Source organism: Marinobacter sp. bablab_jr003, from assembly GCF_016464245.1.
GTDB classification, from domain to species: domain Bacteria; phylum Pseudomonadota; class Gammaproteobacteria; order Pseudomonadales; family Oleiphilaceae; genus Marinobacter; species Marinobacter vinifirmus.
The window spans coordinates 71,358-88,856 of sequence record NZ_JADARC010000053.1 but is presented as its reverse complement, the minus strand read 5'-3'; the positions used below and the strand labels follow the sequence as shown (position 1 = coordinate 88,856).

Sequence of the window (17,499 nt, the reverse complement as noted above, 5' to 3'; positions counted from 1 at the left end):
GCCTGACTCTCTCAGAGTTCGGCGCTGATGGCTTATGTTGTGGCGCTGAGGGCTCATATTGTGCGCTGAAGGCTCAGGCCCGGGGCATCGGCAGCTCGGGCAGGCCGTTGTCGGTCTCCAGCCCCTGCATCAGCAACTTGATGCTGGCCTCTTCATGGCCCATATGGGCATTCAGGCGGCTCAGTTCCGCCAGGGTTTCACGGCTGCGTTTCAGGCGCAGGCTGGTTTCGAAATATTCCCGTGCCTTGCCCCACAGTTCATTGCGCAGGCTCAGGCGGCCCAGTGCCAGCAGCAGTTCCGGATTGTTCGGGCGGTCTTTCAGCCACTGTTCGGCAATGATTAACTGCTCATCCGGCTGGTGGCCCTCAAGCCGCCCGTAGAGGTTGATCAGCTCGTCACTCCAGTGGTTGCGCAACACTTTTCTCAGCAGGGTTTCGGCCTGCCCCTCATCGCCCAGCCGGGCCAGTAACCCCGCGTAGTCCCGGATGGTGTACTCGTCGCGGCGTACAAAGCGTGGCAGTTCGTCCCATAGCCGGGTCAGCGGTTCCAGGGTCGCTTCCGGATCTTCCTTGCGCCGGCGTTCGCAGTCGGCGGCGGCTTGTTCCAGCAGGTTGTGCCATACCTGTCTTTCCAGGTCATCCAGTTCTTTTTCAGTCAGCACGCTGCGCTTGCGCAAGTCCGGCAGGAGTTTTGACAATTCCCGCCAGTCTTCCAGCCGCAGGTAGGTGTTCTTCAGCAGCTTGAGCACGAACGGATGGTGCGGTGCTTCTTTGCGCAGGCGCAGCAGGGTGGCCAGGGCCTGTTCCAGCCGGTTGCCCGCCAGCTGCAGCTGGGCCTGGGTCAAACCGACCGCCAGGCTGGAGCCGGGGGTGCTTTCAAAGGCCTGGCGCAGTAATTGGTCGACCGAGTCGTGGTCACCGGATTCGAACGAGGCCTGGGCTGCCGCCAGGTAGTTGATCAGCGGTGTGTCGGCGTGGTTGGCGGAGCTCACCAGCAGTTTCCTGGCTCGTGGCCAGTTGCCTTCGGCCAGTGCCAGCAGGCCCTTGGTGGTGCGCCGGCGGGCACGGCGTTCGTTGCCGCGGCTGACCCAGGTGGCCATCAGGCCGGTACCCTGGCGGAACCGCTTCAGCAGGCCGATCAGGAACAGGCTCAGCATCACCAGGACAACGATCAGCCCTAGGCCAACCCAGAAATTGGTTTCGATCAGGTAGTTGCCGAGGCTGACACGGATATAGCCGAGATCATAGGCCAGCCCAAGCGACAGCCCGGTGCCCACCAGCAGGGCAATCAGCAGGATCAGCAGCAGGCGGATCATGATTCATCGCCTCCGTTGCTGCCGGCAGCGGTGCGTCCGGCCAGGCGCTCTTTCAGCAGGTCCAGGGACTTGCTGATATCGGGCAACCGGGGATCCACATTCCGGTCAGCCAGTTCGGTCAGCGTGCCGCTGATGCCCTGGATAGCCGGGTTGGTGTTGTCATACCAGTCGTTGACGGTGCTGATGGCCTTGTTCAGCGCCCGCTCGTACAGCGGCTGGTTACCCCGCAAGACCGCCATTTCGGCTTCTTCCAGCATCAGTTGCAGGTTCAGCCGGGCCCAGGCGCTCTGATCAGGAGACAACAGCGGTTTGACCGGTTCGTCCAGCCGGCGCACCACAACCACCTGTTTCATGGTATCGGCGAACCGGTTCCAGCCGCGGGTGAGCATATTGCTGCCGTCTTCCGGGGCCTGGTCGTCTCCGACCATGCTGAACCCGGGCGCACGGTCGTGGATCAGGGCCTGGTCGGTCAGGTCATGCAGGCTGGCAATGGCGGCTTCCAGTTTCAGGTACAGGCCGGTGCGGTCGACCCCTTCGATACTTTTCAGGGACAACACTTCCTTGGCCAGTTGCTGTCGCACCGGGAACACGCCGATGTCGTCAGACTCTGCCAGCACTTCGTCGGCAGACTCCAGGGCCGACAGGGCACCCTTGATGTCTTTTTCAATCAGCAGGCGCTGGTTGGCAATGCGCAGCAGGTATTCGGCCTCGGCCAGCAACCAGTCGGTGCGGGTGCGGTTTCCGGCTTCCAGCAGTTCCCGGGCGTTGTGGTCAATCTGGCGCTGCTGGGTGGCAATCAGTTCACGCTGTTCGGCCAGCTTCTGCTCCATGGCCTGCATGCGCTGGCTCTGCTCGCTGCCCCGGCTGCCGTAGAGGTCTTCCAGCTGGGCGGTATCCTGGCGCAGGTCGGTAATCACCTGCAGGGTGGCCTGGTGGTTGTTCCACTGTTGCCAGCTCCACAGGGCCAGTATCAGCGTAATGAGCAGGGCAATACCGGCGACCACCCAGATGGGCCAAAGGCGCGGTTTTTCGGCGTTGTTGTCGGGCTCGATGGTGGCGGGTAGTTGTTCTGTTGTTTCAGTCACGGGCATCCTTACTTGGTTATCCGTTGTTACCGGCCTGCGGCCCGAGCCGCACAGCCACGCAATTCACCAGTTCCCGGTCGGACAGGCCATCCGGAACCACCGGGTTGCTGAATCCGGTCGCCCTGGCCTGCTCGGCCACCCGGTCGGCCGGGACAACCACCAGGGCAGTGTCCAGGGCATGCGGGTATTCCCGGGCCATGTCTTTGAGATTGTTCAGGGTTTCGCCGGACAGGGCGATCACCGCTTCGGGCCGGAACCCGGTAAAAATCTCGCTTAACTTATCTGCAGGATAGTACGGCTGGAGGCGTCGGTACAGTGGCAGAACCGTTACCCGGGCTCCCCGTTGCTCCAGGGTCTGGCGAATCAGCTCCCGACCCTGCTCGCCCCGGGCCAGCAAAACCTTTTCGTGTTCCAGGTGCTGCAGCGACGGGTGCGCCAGCAAGGCTTCGCTGGTCCAGCCGTCATCCGGCTTCTCGGCCGGCAGCCCTGCTTCGGCAAACGCCGCCGCAGTGCCGGCGCCTACGCCATACCAGTGCACGTCAATCGGTGGCTGCGGCCACCACTGATCTACCTCATCCAGCAGCAGCCGTGCGGCATAGGGGCTGACGGCAATGATATGGTGGAAGTTATCGAGTTCCTGCAGCAGGCTGCGGCGTTCCGGGGTTTCCGGCAAGGGTTCGCGAACCACGGTGGGCAATACCCGAACCCGCGCGCCGGCCGCTCGGAAAGCTTCGGCCAGCCGGTCGGCTTCCGGCTCCGGCCGGCAGATCAGTATCCGCCGGCCAGCAAGTTCCGGTTGAGCCTGGTGGGCTTCAGCTCGGGGTGTGACCATAGACTTCAGCCAGAACCTTGTCGGCACCCATGGCCAGCAGCTGTTCTGCCAGTTCCCGGCCCAGGCGTTCACCTTCAGCGCGGGGCGCACGGCCTTCCACCCGGAAAATCCGGGTGCCGTCTACTGCACCCACGAGGCCTCGCAGCCAAAGGGTGCTGTCGTCTTCCAGCAGGGCATAGGCCGCAATGGGTACCTGGCAGCCACCTTCCAGCCGGCGGTTCAGGGCGCGCTCGGCCTTTACCCGGTCTGCGGTGTCGGTATGGTTCAGTGGCTCCAGCAGGCCCAGCAGTTCGTCATCGCTCAGGCGGCATTCGATGCCCAGTGCGCCCTGGCCGACGGCCGGCAGCGAGACGGTATCCGGCATGCAGTAGCGGATGCGATCGTGGAAACCCAGCCGCTTCAGGCCGGAGCTGGCCAGCACGATGGCGTCGTATTCTCCGGCATCCAGCTTGGCTAGCCGGGTGTTCACGTTGCCTCGCAGCATCTTGATTTCCAGGTCCGGGCGGTTGGCCCTTAGCTGGGTTTCACGGCGCAGGCTCGAGGTGCCAACCACGGCGCCCTGGGGCAGCTGGTCCAGGTTGTCGTAGTGGTTGCTGACGAAGGCGTCGGTGGGGTCTTCGCGCTCACAGATGGCGACCAGCCCCAAGCCTTCCGGGAACTCCATGGGTACGTCTTTCATAGAGTGCACGGCAAGGTCGGCGCGGCCGTCCAGCATGGCTTCTTCCAGTTCCTTCACAAACAGGCCCTTGCCACCGATCTTGGCCAGGGGAACGTCAAGGATCTTGTCGCCCTGGGTCTTGATCTTGACCAGCTCCACGGTGACGTTGTCGTGCAGCCGCTCCAGCTCGGATTTGATGAATTCTGCCTGCCACAGCGCCAGTGCGCTGCTGCGGGTTGCAATGCGAAGGGTTCGTTTGGACATGGCACTCACTGTCGTTCGGGAAAATGTGCCCCAAGGTTACCTTGTGGCAGTAAAAAAGTCCCGTGGTTGCCCCGGCATACCCCGTCAGGGGGAGGGCTGGTGTTCCTGTAACCACTGGCGCACGTGGCCGGCATGGCGCCGGCTCACCGGCAGTTCCGCAGGCAGCCCTTTCAGCGCAAGGCTGTGGTGGCCGTCGCTGCTGCGTTGCAGCCCACGGATAAAGCGCACGCCCACCAGCGTATTGCGGTGAATGCGCAGCAATTGCTGCGGATAGGCCTGCTCGAGTTCCTTCAGGGTGTAATCGCACAGGGTTTCACCCCGGGTATGGTGCAGGGTGACGTACTTCTGGTCGGCTTCGCAGTACAGGATGGTGTCCAGGTCGATCAGCTCGGTACCCCGGTGGGTGCGAACCGCCAGCTGGCTGGAGTCCTGGCCGGTCTGTCCGGCCAGGCTGCGGCGCTGCACCCGGTTGGTGCGTCCGGCCCGGGCGAGGGTCTGGGCCAGGGCTTCCTTACGTACGGGTTTGAGCAGGTAGCCGGAGGCCTGCACATCAAAGGCCTGGATGGCAAAGTGGTCGTAGGCGGTGCAGAAAATCACCGCGGGCGGATTGTCCAGCTGGTTGATCTGGCCGGCCGCCTGCATGCCGTCCATGCCGGGCATGCGGATATCCAGCAGCAGGATATCCGGTTCCAGTGCGGCAATTTTGTGCAGGGTGTCGTGGCCGTCGGTGGCTTCGCCGCACACCCGGTAACCGGGGAGGTCTTCCAGCAGCCTGCGGATCCGTTGCCTGGCCAGGGGCTCGTCGTCGGCAATCAATATGGTTTGCTGCGGTTGTGAATCCATCGTCTCACCGTGAAACAAGGCGTTTGTACTGGCTTACCGTCTGCCTGGGCAGCCTCAGTGTAACGGTATAAATGTCATTTTGGCGGCTGCGCTTGAGCACGGCGGACTCCCCGAACAGGGCCCGGAGCCGGGCCAGGGTGTTGTCCAGGGCGATGTGGTTGCCGCTGTGCCGGCTTTCGCCAGCCTCCGGGGCCGGGTTCTGTACCAGCAGATAGACAAACCGATCCTTGGCGGAAACTTCAATCCGCACGGTGCCGCCCTCCGCCCTGGGTTGTATGCCGTGGTAAATGGCGTTTTCCACCAGGGGTTGCAGGGTCAGCGGCGGGATTGCCTGTTGCTCCAGCCCGGGCCCGATGGCCCAGTCCAGTGCCAGCCGTTCGCCCAGTCTGAGCCCTTCAATGGCAAGGTAACGCTGGCACAGTTCCAGTTCGCGGCTCAGGGGGACCAGCTGTTCGGTGGTTCTCAGGCTGGCCCGGAACAGTTCGGACAAGTCCAGTACGGCTTCCTCGGCCAGTTCGGGGTGGCTGTCGATCAGGCTGGCGATGGTGTTCATGCTGTTGAACAGGAAGTGGGGCTGGATACGGGCCTGCAGGGAGGTGAGCCGGGCCTGCATTTCGGCCTCCTGCTGTTGTTGCCACTGGTGTTGCAGATAGAAGTAGCGCAGCACCATCAGGGTGATCAGCAGTGCCAGTAGCAGTTTCTTGGCGATGCTTTGCCACAGGATGCCGCCGGGCTGCGGGTTCAGAACCTTGTCGGCAAACAGGCTGAAGGCCAGCACATCCAGCAAGACGATGGTGACGACGGCCAGGGTGGCGCCGGCTATGCCCATGAGCGCCAGCCGGGGCCGCAGCAGGCAGATCAGCGCTGCGCTGGTGAGGGTGGTCCATTGCACAAACAGCGACAGCAGCCCGAAGTAGTTCCAGTCAATCCAGCCCTGTTCCGCCTGGACAATGGATAACACCAGCACGAACAGTTCGCTGGTGACCAGCATCAGGAACACCGCCCGCACCCGGCACAGATCGGGAACGTAGAAGCTGCCGGGCGCTTGCCTGCCTATGCCAATGTCGGGTTTCAGGGGTGTCTCCTTAACCGGGGTCAGAATGCTATACTGCGGCAACTTTTTACCGATTCACTGCCGGCACGATGATGCCGGGCTGTCAGCAGGAAAGATAGACCATGACGGATCAGAAGAAATCTGACCAGGCCACATCCTCCGAAAAACCCTGGGGTGGCCGTTTCAGCGAGCCTACCGATGCCTTTGTCGAGCGCTTTACCGCGTCAGTCGGTTTTGATCAGCGCCTGTACCACCATGATATTACCGGCTCTATCGCCCATGCCACCATGCTGGCCAAGGTGGGTGTGCTCACCGACGCCGAGCGGGATCAGATCATCGAAGGCCTGAAAGGCGTTAAGGAAGACATCGAAGCCGGTCGCTTCGAGTGGTCCGTCAGCCTGGAAGACGTGCACATGAACATCGAAGCCCGGCTGACCGATCGCATCGGCATCACCGGCAAGAAGCTGCACACCGGTCGCAGCCGTAACGACCAGGTCGCTACCGACATTCGCCTGTACCTGCGCGATGAAATCGATGTGATCGCCGAAGAGCTGGCTCGCCTGCAGGCCGGCCTGCTGGACCTGGCGGAGCGCGAAGCCGACACCATCATGCCCGGCTTTACCCACCTGCAGACTGCACAGCCGGTTACCTTCGGCCACCATTTGCTGGCCTGGTACGAAATGTTGGTACGCGATGCCGATCGTCTGCAGGATTGCCGCAAGCGGGTGAACGTGATGCCTCTGGGAGCTGCTGCCCTGGCCGGTACCACTTACCCGATCGACCGCAACCTGACCGCCGAGCTGCTGGGCTTTGACCGGCCGACTGAAAACAGCCTGGATTCGGTCTCTGACCGGGACTTCGCCATCGAATTCTGCAGTTTCTCTGCCCTGCTGATGACCCACCTGTCCCGGTTCAGTGAAGAACTGGTGCTTTGGACCTCCGCCCAGTTCGATTTCATCGACCTGCCGGATCGTTTCTGCACCGGTTCTTCCATCATGCCCCAGAAGAAAAACCCGGACGTACCGGAACTGGTGCGTGGTAAGACCGGCCGGGTGAACGGCCACCTGATCAGTCTGCTGACCCTGATGAAGAGCCAGCCGCTGGCCTACAACAAGGACAACCAGGAAGACAAAGAGCCGCTGTTCGACACCGTCGATACCATCAAGGGCTGCCTGAAGGCCTATGCCGACATGATCCCGGCCATCAAGGCCAAGGCGGACAACATGCGGGTGGCGGCCAAGCGCGGTTTCTCCACCGCCACCGACCTGGCGGATTATCTTGTGAAGAAAGGTGTACCCTTCCGGGATGCCCACGAGATTGTCGGCAAGTCTGTCGCCTTTGGCGTGGCTGAAAGTCGTGACTTGTCCGAGATGACCCTGGAAGAACTGCAGCAGTTCTCTGACGTGATTGGCGAGGACGTGTTTGACGTGCTGACCCTGGAAGGTTCCGTGCAGGCCCGTGATCACCTGGGAGGCACCGCGCCGAACCAGGTGCGTGCCGCCGTAGCCCGGGCCCGCGCCGTCCTGAAGTAATCCTGCCCTGATCATCCGCCGGCACTGGGGTAACCTCTGTGCCGGCGGAACTCAGCCCCCGATACGTCCGGTACTCAGCTCCACCATCGCCGGTTTCAGTTGTTCCAGTGGTTGCGGTTCTGCCAGCCGGAAGCCCTGGCCGAAGTGAATCCCCAGTGTTCGTACCTTGCGCAAGGTTTCATCGTTTTCGATGAAGGTGGCTACGGTTTCCTTGCCGGCAGCCTCGGCAATGCGGTGCAGGGCATCTACCATAATTTGTTGTACCGGATCCTTCTCAAGGTGCTTCATCACCCGCTGATCCAGCTTGATGATATCGACAGGCAGGTTGGCGGCCAGGCTGTAACTTTCCACCGAAGCACCGGCCCCTTCCAGGGCGACCCGGAAGCCGGCCCGGTGCAGTGCATCGCACAGCACCGCCACTTCATCCGGATACTGGGTGGCATGGGCCTCCCGTATTTCCAGGCAGAAACACTCCGGCTTGTAGGCCAGCGGCGCCACTGCCTGTTCCATGAATTCCGCAAAACTGTCATCCAGGATGCTGGCCAGCGACAAGTTGAAACCGCAGTACTTCAGCCGCGGCTCCAGCAGTGGATGCCGGTCCAGCCAGTCGAGGGTCTGGCGGATGACCTGCCGGTCCAGGCGTTTTACCAGGTCAAAGCGTTCGGCGATGGGCAGGAACTGGTTCGGTGTCAGTGGCGTGTCGTCAGGGTTGGCACCCGGAACCCGGCACAGGATTTCAATGTGGTCGCCCCAGGTTACGCTGGCCACCGGTTTCATGGACTGGAATTCCAGCAGCAGGTGGTTGTTGTCGAGGGCGTTGCGAAGCTGCTCCAGTTGCTGGTCGGAACTTCCCGCCGGTTGTTCACCATGCCTGGCGTGGGCTGCGTGAATCCGGTTGCGGCCGGAGATCTTGGCGGTGTGGCACAGGTTTGCGGCCTGGCTCAGCAGCTGTTCCGGTTGTTCCGGCTGCTCGCCGCCCAGAATCAACAGCCCGCCGCTGGCGGTGGTTTGCAGTTGCTGGCCCTGCCAGTCGAACTGGAAGCGGGCTATCTGCTCGCGGATTTCATCCGCCAGTTTGCGCACCCTGGGTTCCGGGCAGTTCTCGATGTACAGCGCAAAGGTATCGCCGGCCAGCCGGGCGAGGGTATCCCGTTGCCGGACCCGCAACCCCAGCGTGGCCGCCAGCTCCCTCAGATAACGGTCGCAGGCGCCGCTGCCGGTGTTTTCCTGGCGTTGCTCGAAGTTGTCCAGGTCCAGCAACAGAAGGCTGTCGGTGAACTGGCGCCGGTGCTGGTGGGTAAGGGCCCGTTCCAGGTGTTCGAGAAACGCGCGACGGTTAAGCAGGCCGGTGACCGGGTCAAACTGGGTGCGCCGGTCATCGTCCAGGTTGCGTTTCAGGCGGTCACTGATATCCCTCGCCACATGGGTTGCGCCAACCACTTCGTTATGGGGACCGCGCAGGCTCTGGAAATGGAATTCGTACACCGGAAAGCCTTCGCCCTGACGGTTCAGCGGCATCTCCGCAACAAAGCTGTCCCGCTCCAGTGCCCGTTGCCACAGGCGTTCGATCAGCCGACGCTCATTCGGGAAGTCGCCCAGCAATTTGCTGAGGTTGTCGCCGACAGAAGGGGCCAGTCCGAAGGCTTTATAAAACTGGCGGGCCCAGGGCTTATTGAAGTGCAGCAGGTCCAACCGGGTATTCACAGCCAGTACCAGGTCTTCGGTGGCGTCGCCGGTGGCTTCCAGAATGCTCTGCACCCGTTGTTTTTCGTCATCGTGGCGCATGGCTTCGCTGTGATTGACGATGACGCCCCCCAGCCGCTGCGGTTCCCGACTGTCGCCAAGAGGGCCGCCGGCGAGGGTGACGGTTTGCTGGCTCTGTTTGCCGGTGAGGATGGACAGGTCAATCCGGAACGGCTTGCCGGTGCGGATGCTGCGGCGGAACAGGGCCCGAACCCGGTTCTGGCCGGCCTGGCAGTAGAACAGGGCCTGCTCGGGCGTCAGCTCGGTGCCGGGCTGCAGTTCCAGTAACCGGTAAACGCCTTCGGTCCAGCCGATCTCGTTGCTGGCGATATCCAGTTCCCACAGGCCGAAGCCGGCGCTCTGCTCCGCCAGTGTCAACAGGCTGCTGTCCATGGCGATGCTGTCCCGCAGCGTAATCGCGGCGCTGGCGGCCTGGTCGGAATCCCGCATTTCGGTGTGCAGGCCCAGCCGGGCCGTGAAGAAGAATCCCTCCTTGTGGCGGAAGGTCACCAGGACTTTCTGGCCGTCATTGAGCCGGTGCCGGTTGGCCGGTGCAAAGGGGTCGTCCTGGCGCGAAGCGAGAATCTGTTGCACCGGCTTGCCGATCAGTTCCGCCGGTTCGTAGCCGAACATGGTATCGGTATGGCGATCGGCCCGGATGACCCGGCCGGTGTCATCGATCTGTACCAGCGTGGGCGGAATGGCGGGGCCCAGCGGGTCCTGGCGATAGCGTTGGATCAGGAATTCTTTCACAGCGGTTGTCCCTTGCGGGTCTCCGGATTGTCGTTATGGCTGTAAATGACAGAATGGCTCCCATGATACTGGCTCTTTACCCGAAAAGAAGTGGATGGCGTCCCGGTTATCGGATTGCCCTGGGTGGAGCCGGTTCCCTCGCCGTAATGGCCGGGTGTCGGGTATACTTCGCCCATTATTCACTCAGGGGATTGGGTATGCAGGTCAAGCAGGTGCGCTGGCCGGGGCTGGCGGCCCTGGTGCTGGTTTCGCTGATGGTTTCCGGTTGTGGCCAGAAAGGCCCCCTGTACCGGGAAGCTCCGGTGCCGGCGGTTGAAAACAGTGCTGAAACACAGCAAAGCGACGACAAGCCGGAAAGCTGACCACTCAACCCGATTCTGCCCGAACAGTCAGGAACACCATGGATCATTTCAATTACCGTGACGGCGAACTCTACGCCGAAGACGTCCCCGTAGCACAGATTGCCGAGCGCTTCGGTACGCCCGCCTATGTCTATTCCAGGGCTACCCTAGAGCGCCATTACAGGGCCTACGACAACGCCCTGGCTGGCCGGCCGCACCTGGTGTGCTACGCCGTGAAAGCCAACAGCAACCTGGCTGTACTCAATGTGCTGGCCCGGCTTGGTGCCGGTTTCGACATTGTCTCGGCCGGTGAGCTGGAGCGGGTGCTCAAGGCCGGTGGCGAGCCCGGAAAAGTGGTGTTTTCCGGTGTCGGCAAGCAGGAATGGGAAATGAAGCGGGCGCTGGAAGCCGGCGTTCGTTGTTTCAACGTGGAATCCGACACCGAGCTGGACCGCCTGAACAAGGTGGCCGGCGAGCTGGGAGTGAAGGCGCCGGTTTCCCTGCGGGTGAATCCGGATGTTGATGCCGGCACCCATCCCTATATTTCCACTGGCCTGAAAGAGAACAAGTTCGGCATTGATATTGCCGAAGCTCCGCAGGTCTATGCCCGGGCGGCCAGCCTGCCGAACCTGGACATTCACGGTGTGGACTGCCACATCGGCTCCCAGCTGACCTCTGTGTCGCCGTTCCTGGATGCGCTGGACCGGGTGCTGGCGTTGATTGATTCGCTGGCGGAGCAGGGCATCCGCATTCGCCACCTGGATATGGGGGGTGGCCTGGGCGTTACCTATGACCAGGAACAGCCGCCCCAGCCGGCGGACTATGTGAAAGCCCTGGCCGAGCGTATGGGCGACCGTCAGCTGGAGCTGATCCTGGAGCCGGGCCGTTCCATTGCCGCCAATGCCGGCATCCTGGTGACCCGGGTGGAATTCCTGAAGTGCACCGAGCACCGCAATTTTGCCATTATCGATGCGGCCATGAACGACCTGATTCGCCCGGCCCTGTACAGCGCCTGGCAGGCGATCATTCCGGTCCAGCCGCACCGGGATGGCGAAGAAAAAGCCTGGGACCTGGTGGGCCCGGTGTGTGAAACCGGCGACTTCCTGGGCAAGGACCGCAAGCTGCGCCTGCAGGCCGGTGACCTTCTGGCCGTGCGCTCTGCCGGTGCTTACGGCTTTGTGATGGCCTCCAACTACAACACCCGAAACCGCCCGCCGGAACTGATGGTGGATGGTGACAAGGTGCATGTAGTCCGGCGCCGGGAAACCCTGGAAGACCAGCTGGCTCCTGAAAGTTGTCTGCCGGAATGAGCGGGGAACCGGAGATGAACCAGCAAAGACGGAATCAGGGGCCGCTGCTGAGGTTCACCAAGATGCACGGCCTGGGCAACGATTTCATGGTGGTGGATGCCATCAGCCAGCCGTTTCGCCTGCGCCCGGAAATGATCCGGGAGCTGGCCGACCGTAACTTTGGCATTGGCTTTGATCAGCTGCTGGTGGTGGAGCCGCCCGGATTACCGGATGTCGACTTCCGCTACCGGATCTTCAATGCCGACGGTTCGGAAGTGGAGCAGTGCGGCAACGGCGCCCGCTGTTTTGCCCGCTTTGTGCGGGATCAGCGCCTGACCAACAAGCGGGTGGTCCGGGTGCAGACCGCCAAGGGCGTGATTGAACTGAAAATTGGCAAAGACGGCATGGTGATGGTGAACATGGGTGTGCCGGAACTGAACCCGCCCGCCATTCCCTTTGCCGCCGACCGCCAGAAAACCGTGTACACGGTGGAAGTGGACGGCCAGCAGATTGAATTGTCGGCGGTGTCTATGGGCAACCCCCATGGTGTGCTGGTGGTGGACGACGTGGATACCGCGCCGGTCGCCAGCCTGGGGCCTGCGCTGGAGAAACATCCGCGGTTCCCGGCCCGGGCCAATATCGGTTTCCTGCAAATTGTGGATCGTAGCCACGCCCGGCTTAGGGTGTTCGAGCGGGGCTCCGGTGAAACCCTGGCCTGCGGCAGCGGTGCCTGTGCCGCCGTGGTTGCCGGCCAGTTGCGTGGCTTGCTGGATGCCCGGGTAGATGTGGAGCTGCGTGGCGGGCGCCTGGTGATCGAATGGCAGGGTGAGGGTACCCCTGTTATGATGGAAGGCCCTGCGACAACAGTATTTGAAGGCCAGTTACGACTGCCGGGCGAGGCTCCGCCGCGCCGGCGCAAAGGCCCTCGCAGCCCTAAAACAAGGTCCTGACAGCTCAGGAGAACACGATGACAGAACAAACGGCCCGCCAGAAGGTCGCAGAACTCACCCGTGAGCAGGTAGCGGATTATCTGCGCGACAACCCTGATTTCTTTGTCGACCAGGATGAACTGCTGCGCACCCTGACCCTGCCTCACGACAGTGGACGTGCGATTTCCCTGGTGGAACGCCAGGTTCATCTGTTCCGTGAGCAGCGCGATACCCTGCGCCGGGAGCTGGTCGAGCTGGTCTCGATTGCCCGCCACAACGACCGCCTGTTCGAGACGAGCAAACGCCTGCTGCTGCAGGTGATCGAAGCCCGAAACCTGAACGACATGGCGGCGGCTATCGATGACAGTATCCGCAGTGATTTCGGGCTGGATGCCGCGTCTGTCTTGCTGTTCAGCAATGATGAACTGCCCGGCTCCGGCCAGGGTGCCCTGCATGTTGTCAATGCCGACCTGGCCCAGGAACGACTGGGTAGCCTGCTGGATGGTGAGCGGGCGGTGTGCGGACAGTTTCGGGAGAATGAGCGGGAATTCCTGTTCCCTGACCGGGACGAACCGATCGCCTCGGTCGCCCTGATGCCACTGCGCCATGAAGGCCTGGTCGGGGTGTTTGCGGTGGGTAGCTGTGAGCCGGGTTATTTTGACCAGAGCATGGGATCGCTGTTCCTGAGTTATATCAGCGATACCCTGAGCCGCCTGCTGCCGCCCATGCTCAAACGCCATGGCTCCGGCGCATCGGTGTCTGACCTGGCGGTGGAAAGCGGTCAGGGGTGACCTTGGAGGCTGACCCCGGCGCCCTCGACACCCCCGGCACGCCGCCCGAGGCGCTGGCCGCGCCGCTGTCGGGCTTTATCCGCCACCTGCAATCAGAAAAGCGGCACTCCGCGCGCACCTGCGATAATTACCAGCGTGACCTGCAGCGCCTGGCGCTCTGGCTGACAGGGGGCGGTTGCGATTGCTGGGCGGGCCTGTCCAGCCACGACGTCCGCCGGTATGTCGCCCACCTCAGTAAAGGCGGCCTTGGCGGCCGCAGCATTGCCCGCCATCTGTCTTCTATTCGTCGCTTCTACCAGTATCTGCTCAGGGAAGGCCTGGCCCGGGATAACCCAGCGCTGGATATCCGGGCTCCGAAAACCGGTCGCCGGTTGCCGAAAGTGGCCGATGTCGACCAGATCAACCAGTTGCTGGAAGTAAACCCGGACGATCCGCTGGAAGTCCGGGACCTGGCCATGTTCGAACTGATGTATTCCTCTGGCCTGCGGCTGGCAGAATTGGCCGGGCTTGACCTGCTCTCCCTGGACCTCAAAGGCCGGGAGGTGAGGGTGCTGGGTAAGGGGAACAAGGAGCGGATTCTGCCGGTAGGCGGCAAGGCGGTAACGGCCCTGAACAACTGGCTGGCAATGCGGTCGTCCCTGGCGCCGGAAGGCGAGCCCGCAGTGTTTGTCAGCCAGCGGGGTGACCGCCTGAGCCGGCGCAGCATCCAGGCCCGGCTGGCCCGCTGGGGTGTGTTGCAGGGGGCCGACCAGCGCCTGCACCCGCACCTGCTCCGGCATTCCTTTGCCAGCCACATGCTGGAATCCAGTGGTGACTTGCGGGCCGTGCAGGAATTGCTCGGCCATGCCGATATCGCAACCACCCAGGTGTATACCCACCTGGATTTTCAGCACCTGGCCAGGGTCTATGACCAGAGCCATCCCCGGGCCAGGCGCCGGCGCGGGGGGTCGGGTTCCGGCGAGAGTTGAAGCCGGGCGTCAGTGCCTCAACATGGCATCGAGCTCGTCAATGATTTCTGCCCAGTCACTGTCTTCTTCCAGGCCTTCCTCCAGGAAGTGGGACTGGGCCTCGGACCAGAACGGGGCATCCTGCAGTGCGATTTCCGAGGGCAGTGGCGAGTGACGGCCAACGAAGTCTTCGATGCTGGCTTTGTCTGCCGGCATGCCAAGTTGTTCGAACAGGGTGCTCAGGCTATGTTTGCTGGTGTCCATGGAAGTGCCCTCTGTGATGGGTTGGCAAAATGCAATGTACCCCGTTTACGGGTATGGTTTCCTGAAATGTAGTGGACCCGCCGAGGATATCCAGTGAAGTCTGTTTCACAGTTATTGTTCTGCCTGCTGTTTCTGGTATTTCAAGGGGCCGCGCTGGCAGATCCGCCACTGGCTGCGCCGGACCCGGTGCTGGGCGTGGAAGACCTGGAGTGGCTGGAGCAGCAGGACAGCTTCCGGGTGGGCATCCGCCACAGCCAGGTACCCCTGGTGTTCGATACCGGCGATGGCCCCCTGGCGGGTATCTGGATCGATTACCTGCAGCGGATTGAAAACAAGCTGGGGGTGCTGGTAGAGCCGGAACTCCTGGATGGCTCCGGTAACCAGCCCGAGCCGGATATCATCCTGACGACCCGCATTCCCGATGCCCCGGTGATTCCGGGCGTGCGCCATACGGCGCCGCTGATGTCGCTCACCTATGGGGTCTTTGTGAACGCCGGAGCGGCGGCAATCCGCGGCCCGTCAGACCTTGAAGGCAGCCGGGTGGCCATTGTCGGTGACGACCCCAACCAGTACCCGCTGCTGGACCCGGTAAACAACTTTACCCCGGTGCCGGCGGCCAATCTTGGCGAAGCTGTCAGCCTGCTGCTGTCGGGCAAGGCGGATGCGTTTCTGGGGCCGGTGCCGGTGGTGTCCGACTACCTGGAATCGGCAATGATCAACGGCGTTGGCCTGTCCTTGCTGCTCGACCACCGGGAGGTGGATGTCGTGCTGCAGGTGCCTATCGAAGAAGCCAATCTGTTCCGGGTGTTCGATCGCGCCATCACCGCCCTCGGCCACCAGGAACATCGCAGCATCCGGCAGTCCTGGCTGCAGGCCAGCGCGCCGGAGATGGACGCCGGTAACCAGTCCCTTGGTAGTTCAGAGCGGGCCTGGCTGAAAGCCAATCCCGGGCTGAAGGTGGGCGTCCGGTCAGACTGGCCGCCCTTCGAATTCCAGCAGGACGGCCGGCCCGCCGGGCTGGTGGTTGACCTGCTCAAGCGCCTGGAACAGGATCTGGACATCCGCTTTGAATATGTCCCGGTGGATAGCCGCAGTGCCTCGGAAGAACAGCTGAAATCCGGTGAAGTGGATGTCCTGCCGGGCATGTCCCGAACACCCCGTACCGAGCAGGATTTCCTGTTTACCCGGGCCTACGTCAACGTGCCCATTGCCCTGGCGATTCGGGACACCGGGCGGTTTATCGGGGATTTGCGGGAGTTGCGTGACGAGCGGGTAGGGGTGGTCAATCGCCAGGCCAGCCATGATTACCTGCTGATCAATCATCCGAACCTCGACATTTATCCTCAGCAAACCGTAGAAGAAGGCTTGCTGGCGCTGTCTAACGGTGACCTGGACGTGATGGTGACCCACATCCCGGCGGTCAGTTACACCGTCGCCCGGCTGGGGCTGACCAATCTGCGTATTACCAGCATCACCCCGTACCAGTATGACCTGCGGTTAGCCGTGGGACAGTCGGCCCAGCAGCTGCACCGGATACTGAACAAGGCCCTGAGTGGTTTGCCGGCATCGGAAACCGAGGCGGTGTACAACCGCTGGATTCACCTGGATATCGAGCAGGAAGCCGACTACACCGTGGTGCGCCGGATTATCCTGATCGCCATCGTGGTGGTGCTGATCTTCCTGTACTGGAACCGAAAACTGTCGCTGGAAGTCGACGAGCGGATCCGGTCGGAGAATGCCCTGAGGCGCAGTGAAGACGAGCTGCGGGCAGCCAAGCTGGAGGCGGAGCGGCTGGCGCGGCAGGCAGAGGCCGCAAGCCGCTCCAAAAGCGAATTCCTGGCCAATATGTCCCATGAAATCCGGACACCGATGAACGCGGTGATCGGCTACAGTGACCTGCTGTATAACTCGGTTACCGACCCCCAGCAACGTAACTACCTCAACGCCATCCGTGCCGGCAGCCGCAGCCTGCTGATGCTGATTAACGACATCCTGGACCTGTCCCGGATTGAGGCCGGCAAGATGCGACTGGACTTTGGCCCTGTGTCGGTGCGCCGGCTGCTGAGCGATGTCCGCCACATCTTCGATCTACGTGCCACCGAGCAGGGCATTACCCTGGAAGTGAGCGTTGGCAAGAAAATGCCGGCGGCCATGATGCTGGACGAAACCCGGCTGCGGCAGGTGCTGTTCAACCTGGTGGGTAACGCCATCAAGTTCACCCACGAGGGTGGGGTCACCGTTCGGGCCGTGGCCAGCGAGCTGGACGAACCGGGCGGGGAAGACTCCGAAACCCGGTATTACCGGCTGGTGGTGACCGTGGCCGATACCGGCATTGGCATTGCGCCAGACCAGCAGGAGCGCATTTTTGACGCCTTTGAACAGCAGGAAGGCCAGAGCTCCCGGCGTTATGGTGGCACAGGGCTGGGCCTGGCAATCAGCCGTAAACTGGTGGAAATGATGGGCGGCGAGCTGACGGTGGAGAGTGAGTCGGACGTGGGGTCTACCTTCTCGGTGGTCTTGCCCCGGGTGGAGGCCACCGTCGAGCAGGTGGAAGACGATGGAACACCGAAAGAATCCGAGCGCTTGCTGGCCCAGACCATGAGCATGCAGGAGCGGGGCTGGTTGCGGGAAAAACTGGCGGAAGACTTCGGCAACGAATGGCAAGACGTTCGCGAGAGTGGCGACCCGGAACAGATGAAAGACTTTGCCCTGAGAGTGGTTGAGTGGGGGCAGCGCTATCGGTCGCCGTCGGTGACCCAGTACGGTGAGAAGTTGCTGTCGGATGTGGAAGCCTTCAACCTGGATGCCGTTAATACCGCGCTGGAAGCCTTCCCGCGCCTGCTGGGCCAGAGCTGAGGC

At 62.3% G+C, this 17,499-nt stretch carries 15 protein-coding genes; 7 read left to right on the top strand and 8 right to left on the bottom strand.

From position 1 onward, the window contains the following. Nucleotides 1-73: 73 nt before the first annotated feature. The 6 genes from H3Z84_RS06100 to H3Z84_RS06075 all read right to left on the bottom strand — a co-directional run bounded on the left by H3Z84_RS06100 (nucleotide 74) and on the right by H3Z84_RS06075 (nucleotide 6,114). Nucleotides 74-1,315: a heme biosynthesis HemY N-terminal domain-containing protein gene (locus H3Z84_RS06100; protein WP_022987541.1), complete on the bottom strand. Its 1,242-nt coding sequence runs from the start codon at nucleotides 1,313-1,315 to the stop codon at nucleotides 74-76. Next, the gene (locus H3Z84_RS06095; RefSeq protein WP_199456858.1) at nucleotides 1,312-2,406 is read right to left on the bottom strand and encodes a uroporphyrinogen-III C-methyltransferase; all 1,095 of its coding nucleotides are present in this window, start codon (nucleotides 2,404-2,406) and stop codon (nucleotides 1,312-1,314) included. Before H3Z84_RS06095 ends, H3Z84_RS06100 begins: the two co-directional genes overlap by 4 nt. A 10-nt stretch (nucleotides 2,407-2,416) precedes the next feature. Continuing rightward, nucleotides 2,417-3,232 (bottom strand): uroporphyrinogen-III synthase, encoded by an 816-nt coding sequence (locus H3Z84_RS06090; protein ID WP_199456857.1) that lies wholly within the window; start codon nucleotides 3,230-3,232, stop codon nucleotides 2,417-2,419. Continuing rightward, entirely contained in the window at nucleotides 3,213-4,154 is a 942-nt protein-coding gene (gene hemC / locus H3Z84_RS06085; protein WP_199456856.1) for a hydroxymethylbilane synthase, read from the bottom strand. Before hemC ends, H3Z84_RS06090 begins: the two co-directional genes overlap by 20 nt. Nucleotides 4,155-4,238: 84 nt before the next feature. Continuing rightward, nucleotides 4,239-4,997, bottom strand: a complete 759-nt coding sequence (locus H3Z84_RS06080) for a LytR/AlgR family response regulator transcription factor (RefSeq protein WP_199456855.1) — start codon at nucleotides 4,995-4,997, stop codon at nucleotides 4,239-4,241. A 4-nt stretch (nucleotides 4,998-5,001) separates the two neighbouring features. Beyond that, nucleotides 5,002-6,114 (bottom strand): sensor histidine kinase, encoded by a 1,113-nt coding sequence (locus H3Z84_RS06075; RefSeq protein ID WP_228285768.1) that lies wholly within the window; start codon nucleotides 6,112-6,114, stop codon nucleotides 5,002-5,004. 59 nt (nucleotides 6,115-6,173) lie between these two features. On the opposite strand from H3Z84_RS06075, the gene argH reads away from it, so the two are divergent. After that, the gene (gene argH / locus H3Z84_RS06070) at nucleotides 6,174-7,583 is read left to right on the top strand and encodes an argininosuccinate lyase (RefSeq protein WP_199456854.1); all 1,410 of its coding nucleotides are present in this window, start codon (nucleotides 6,174-6,176) and stop codon (nucleotides 7,581-7,583) included. A 51-nt stretch (nucleotides 7,584-7,634) separates the two neighbouring features. Here argH and H3Z84_RS06065 read toward each other — a convergent pair whose 3' ends face one another. Further along, on the bottom strand, nucleotides 7,635-10,079 hold the full coding sequence (locus H3Z84_RS06065; RefSeq protein ID WP_199456853.1) for an EAL domain-containing protein: 2,445 nt from the start codon (nucleotides 10,077-10,079) through the stop codon (nucleotides 7,635-7,637). A gap of 197 nt (nucleotides 10,080-10,276) precedes the next feature. Between H3Z84_RS06065 and lptM the strand changes: the two genes are divergently transcribed. From lptM to xerC, 5 genes are read left to right on the top strand one after another with little or no spacing between them, the layout of a single operon-like run. Next, nucleotides 10,277-10,441, top strand: a complete 165-nt coding sequence (gene lptM / locus H3Z84_RS06060; RefSeq protein WP_145840232.1) for an LPS translocon maturation chaperone LptM — start codon at nucleotides 10,277-10,279, stop codon at nucleotides 10,439-10,441. 38 nt (nucleotides 10,442-10,479) lie between these two features. Further along, the gene (lysA, locus tag H3Z84_RS06055; RefSeq protein WP_199456852.1) at nucleotides 10,480-11,730 is read left to right on the top strand and encodes a diaminopimelate decarboxylase; all 1,251 of its coding nucleotides are present in this window, start codon (nucleotides 10,480-10,482) and stop codon (nucleotides 11,728-11,730) included. A 14-nt stretch (nucleotides 11,731-11,744) separates the two neighbouring features. Beyond that, nucleotides 11,745-12,659: a diaminopimelate epimerase gene (dapF, locus tag H3Z84_RS06050; protein WP_058340016.1), complete on the top strand. Its 915-nt coding sequence runs from the start codon at nucleotides 11,745-11,747 to the stop codon at nucleotides 12,657-12,659. 17 nt (nucleotides 12,660-12,676) lie between these two features. Further along, entirely contained in the window at nucleotides 12,677-13,429 is a 753-nt protein-coding gene (locus H3Z84_RS06045) for a DUF484 family protein (RefSeq protein WP_199456851.1), read from the top strand. 2 nt (nucleotides 13,430-13,431) lie between these two features. Next, a complete protein-coding gene (gene xerC / locus H3Z84_RS06040; RefSeq protein WP_199456850.1) occupies nucleotides 13,432-14,397 on the top strand; it encodes a tyrosine recombinase XerC in 966 nt (321 codons plus the stop codon). Between the two features lie 9 nt (nucleotides 14,398-14,406). Here xerC and H3Z84_RS06035 read toward each other — a convergent pair whose 3' ends face one another. Beyond that, nucleotides 14,407-14,640: a DUF2789 domain-containing protein gene (locus H3Z84_RS06035; RefSeq protein WP_199456849.1), complete on the bottom strand. Its 234-nt coding sequence runs from the start codon at nucleotides 14,638-14,640 to the stop codon at nucleotides 14,407-14,409. A gap of 93 nt (nucleotides 14,641-14,733) precedes the next feature. On the opposite strand from H3Z84_RS06035, the gene H3Z84_RS06030 reads away from it, so the two are divergent. Continuing rightward, the gene (locus H3Z84_RS06030) at nucleotides 14,734-17,496 is read left to right on the top strand and encodes an ATP-binding protein (RefSeq protein ID WP_199456848.1); all 2,763 of its coding nucleotides are present in this window, start codon (nucleotides 14,734-14,736) and stop codon (nucleotides 17,494-17,496) included. Nucleotides 17,497-17,499: the final 3 nt, after the last annotated feature.

What these genes read in the sequence shown, in the direction of transcription:
- H3Z84_RS06100 (WP_022987541.1), bottom strand. Translation starts at nt 1,315, where the DNA reads ATGATCCGCCTGCTGCTGATCCTGCTGATTGCCCTGCTGGTGGGCACC.
- H3Z84_RS06095 (WP_199456858.1), bottom strand. Translation starts at nt 2,406, where the DNA reads ATGCCCGTGACTGAAACAACAGAACAACTACCCGCCACCATCGAGCCC.
- H3Z84_RS06090 (WP_199456857.1), bottom strand. Translation starts at nt 3,232, where the DNA reads ATGGTCACACCCCGAGCTGAAGCCCACCAGGCTCAACCGGAACTTGCT.
- hemC (WP_199456856.1), bottom strand. Translation starts at nt 4,154, where the DNA reads ATGTCCAAACGAACCCTTCGCATTGCAACCCGCAGCAGCGCACTGGCG.
- H3Z84_RS06080 (WP_199456855.1), bottom strand. Translation starts at nt 4,997, where the DNA reads ATGGATTCACAACCGCAGCAAACCATATTGATTGCCGACGACGAGCCC.
- argH (WP_199456854.1), top strand. Translation starts at nt 6,174, where the DNA reads ATGACGGATCAGAAGAAATCTGACCAGGCCACATCCTCCGAAAAACCC.
- lptM (WP_145840232.1), top strand. Translation starts at nt 10,277, where the DNA reads ATGCAGGTCAAGCAGGTGCGCTGGCCGGGGCTGGCGGCCCTGGTGCTG.
- lysA (WP_199456852.1), top strand. Translation starts at nt 10,480, where the DNA reads ATGGATCATTTCAATTACCGTGACGGCGAACTCTACGCCGAAGACGTC.
- dapF (WP_058340016.1), top strand. Translation starts at nt 11,745, where the DNA reads ATGAACCAGCAAAGACGGAATCAGGGGCCGCTGCTGAGGTTCACCAAG.
- H3Z84_RS06045 (WP_199456851.1), top strand. Translation starts at nt 12,677, where the DNA reads ATGACAGAACAAACGGCCCGCCAGAAGGTCGCAGAACTCACCCGTGAG.
- H3Z84_RS06035 (WP_199456849.1), bottom strand. Translation starts at nt 14,640, where the DNA reads ATGGACACCAGCAAACATAGCCTGAGCACCCTGTTCGAACAACTTGGC.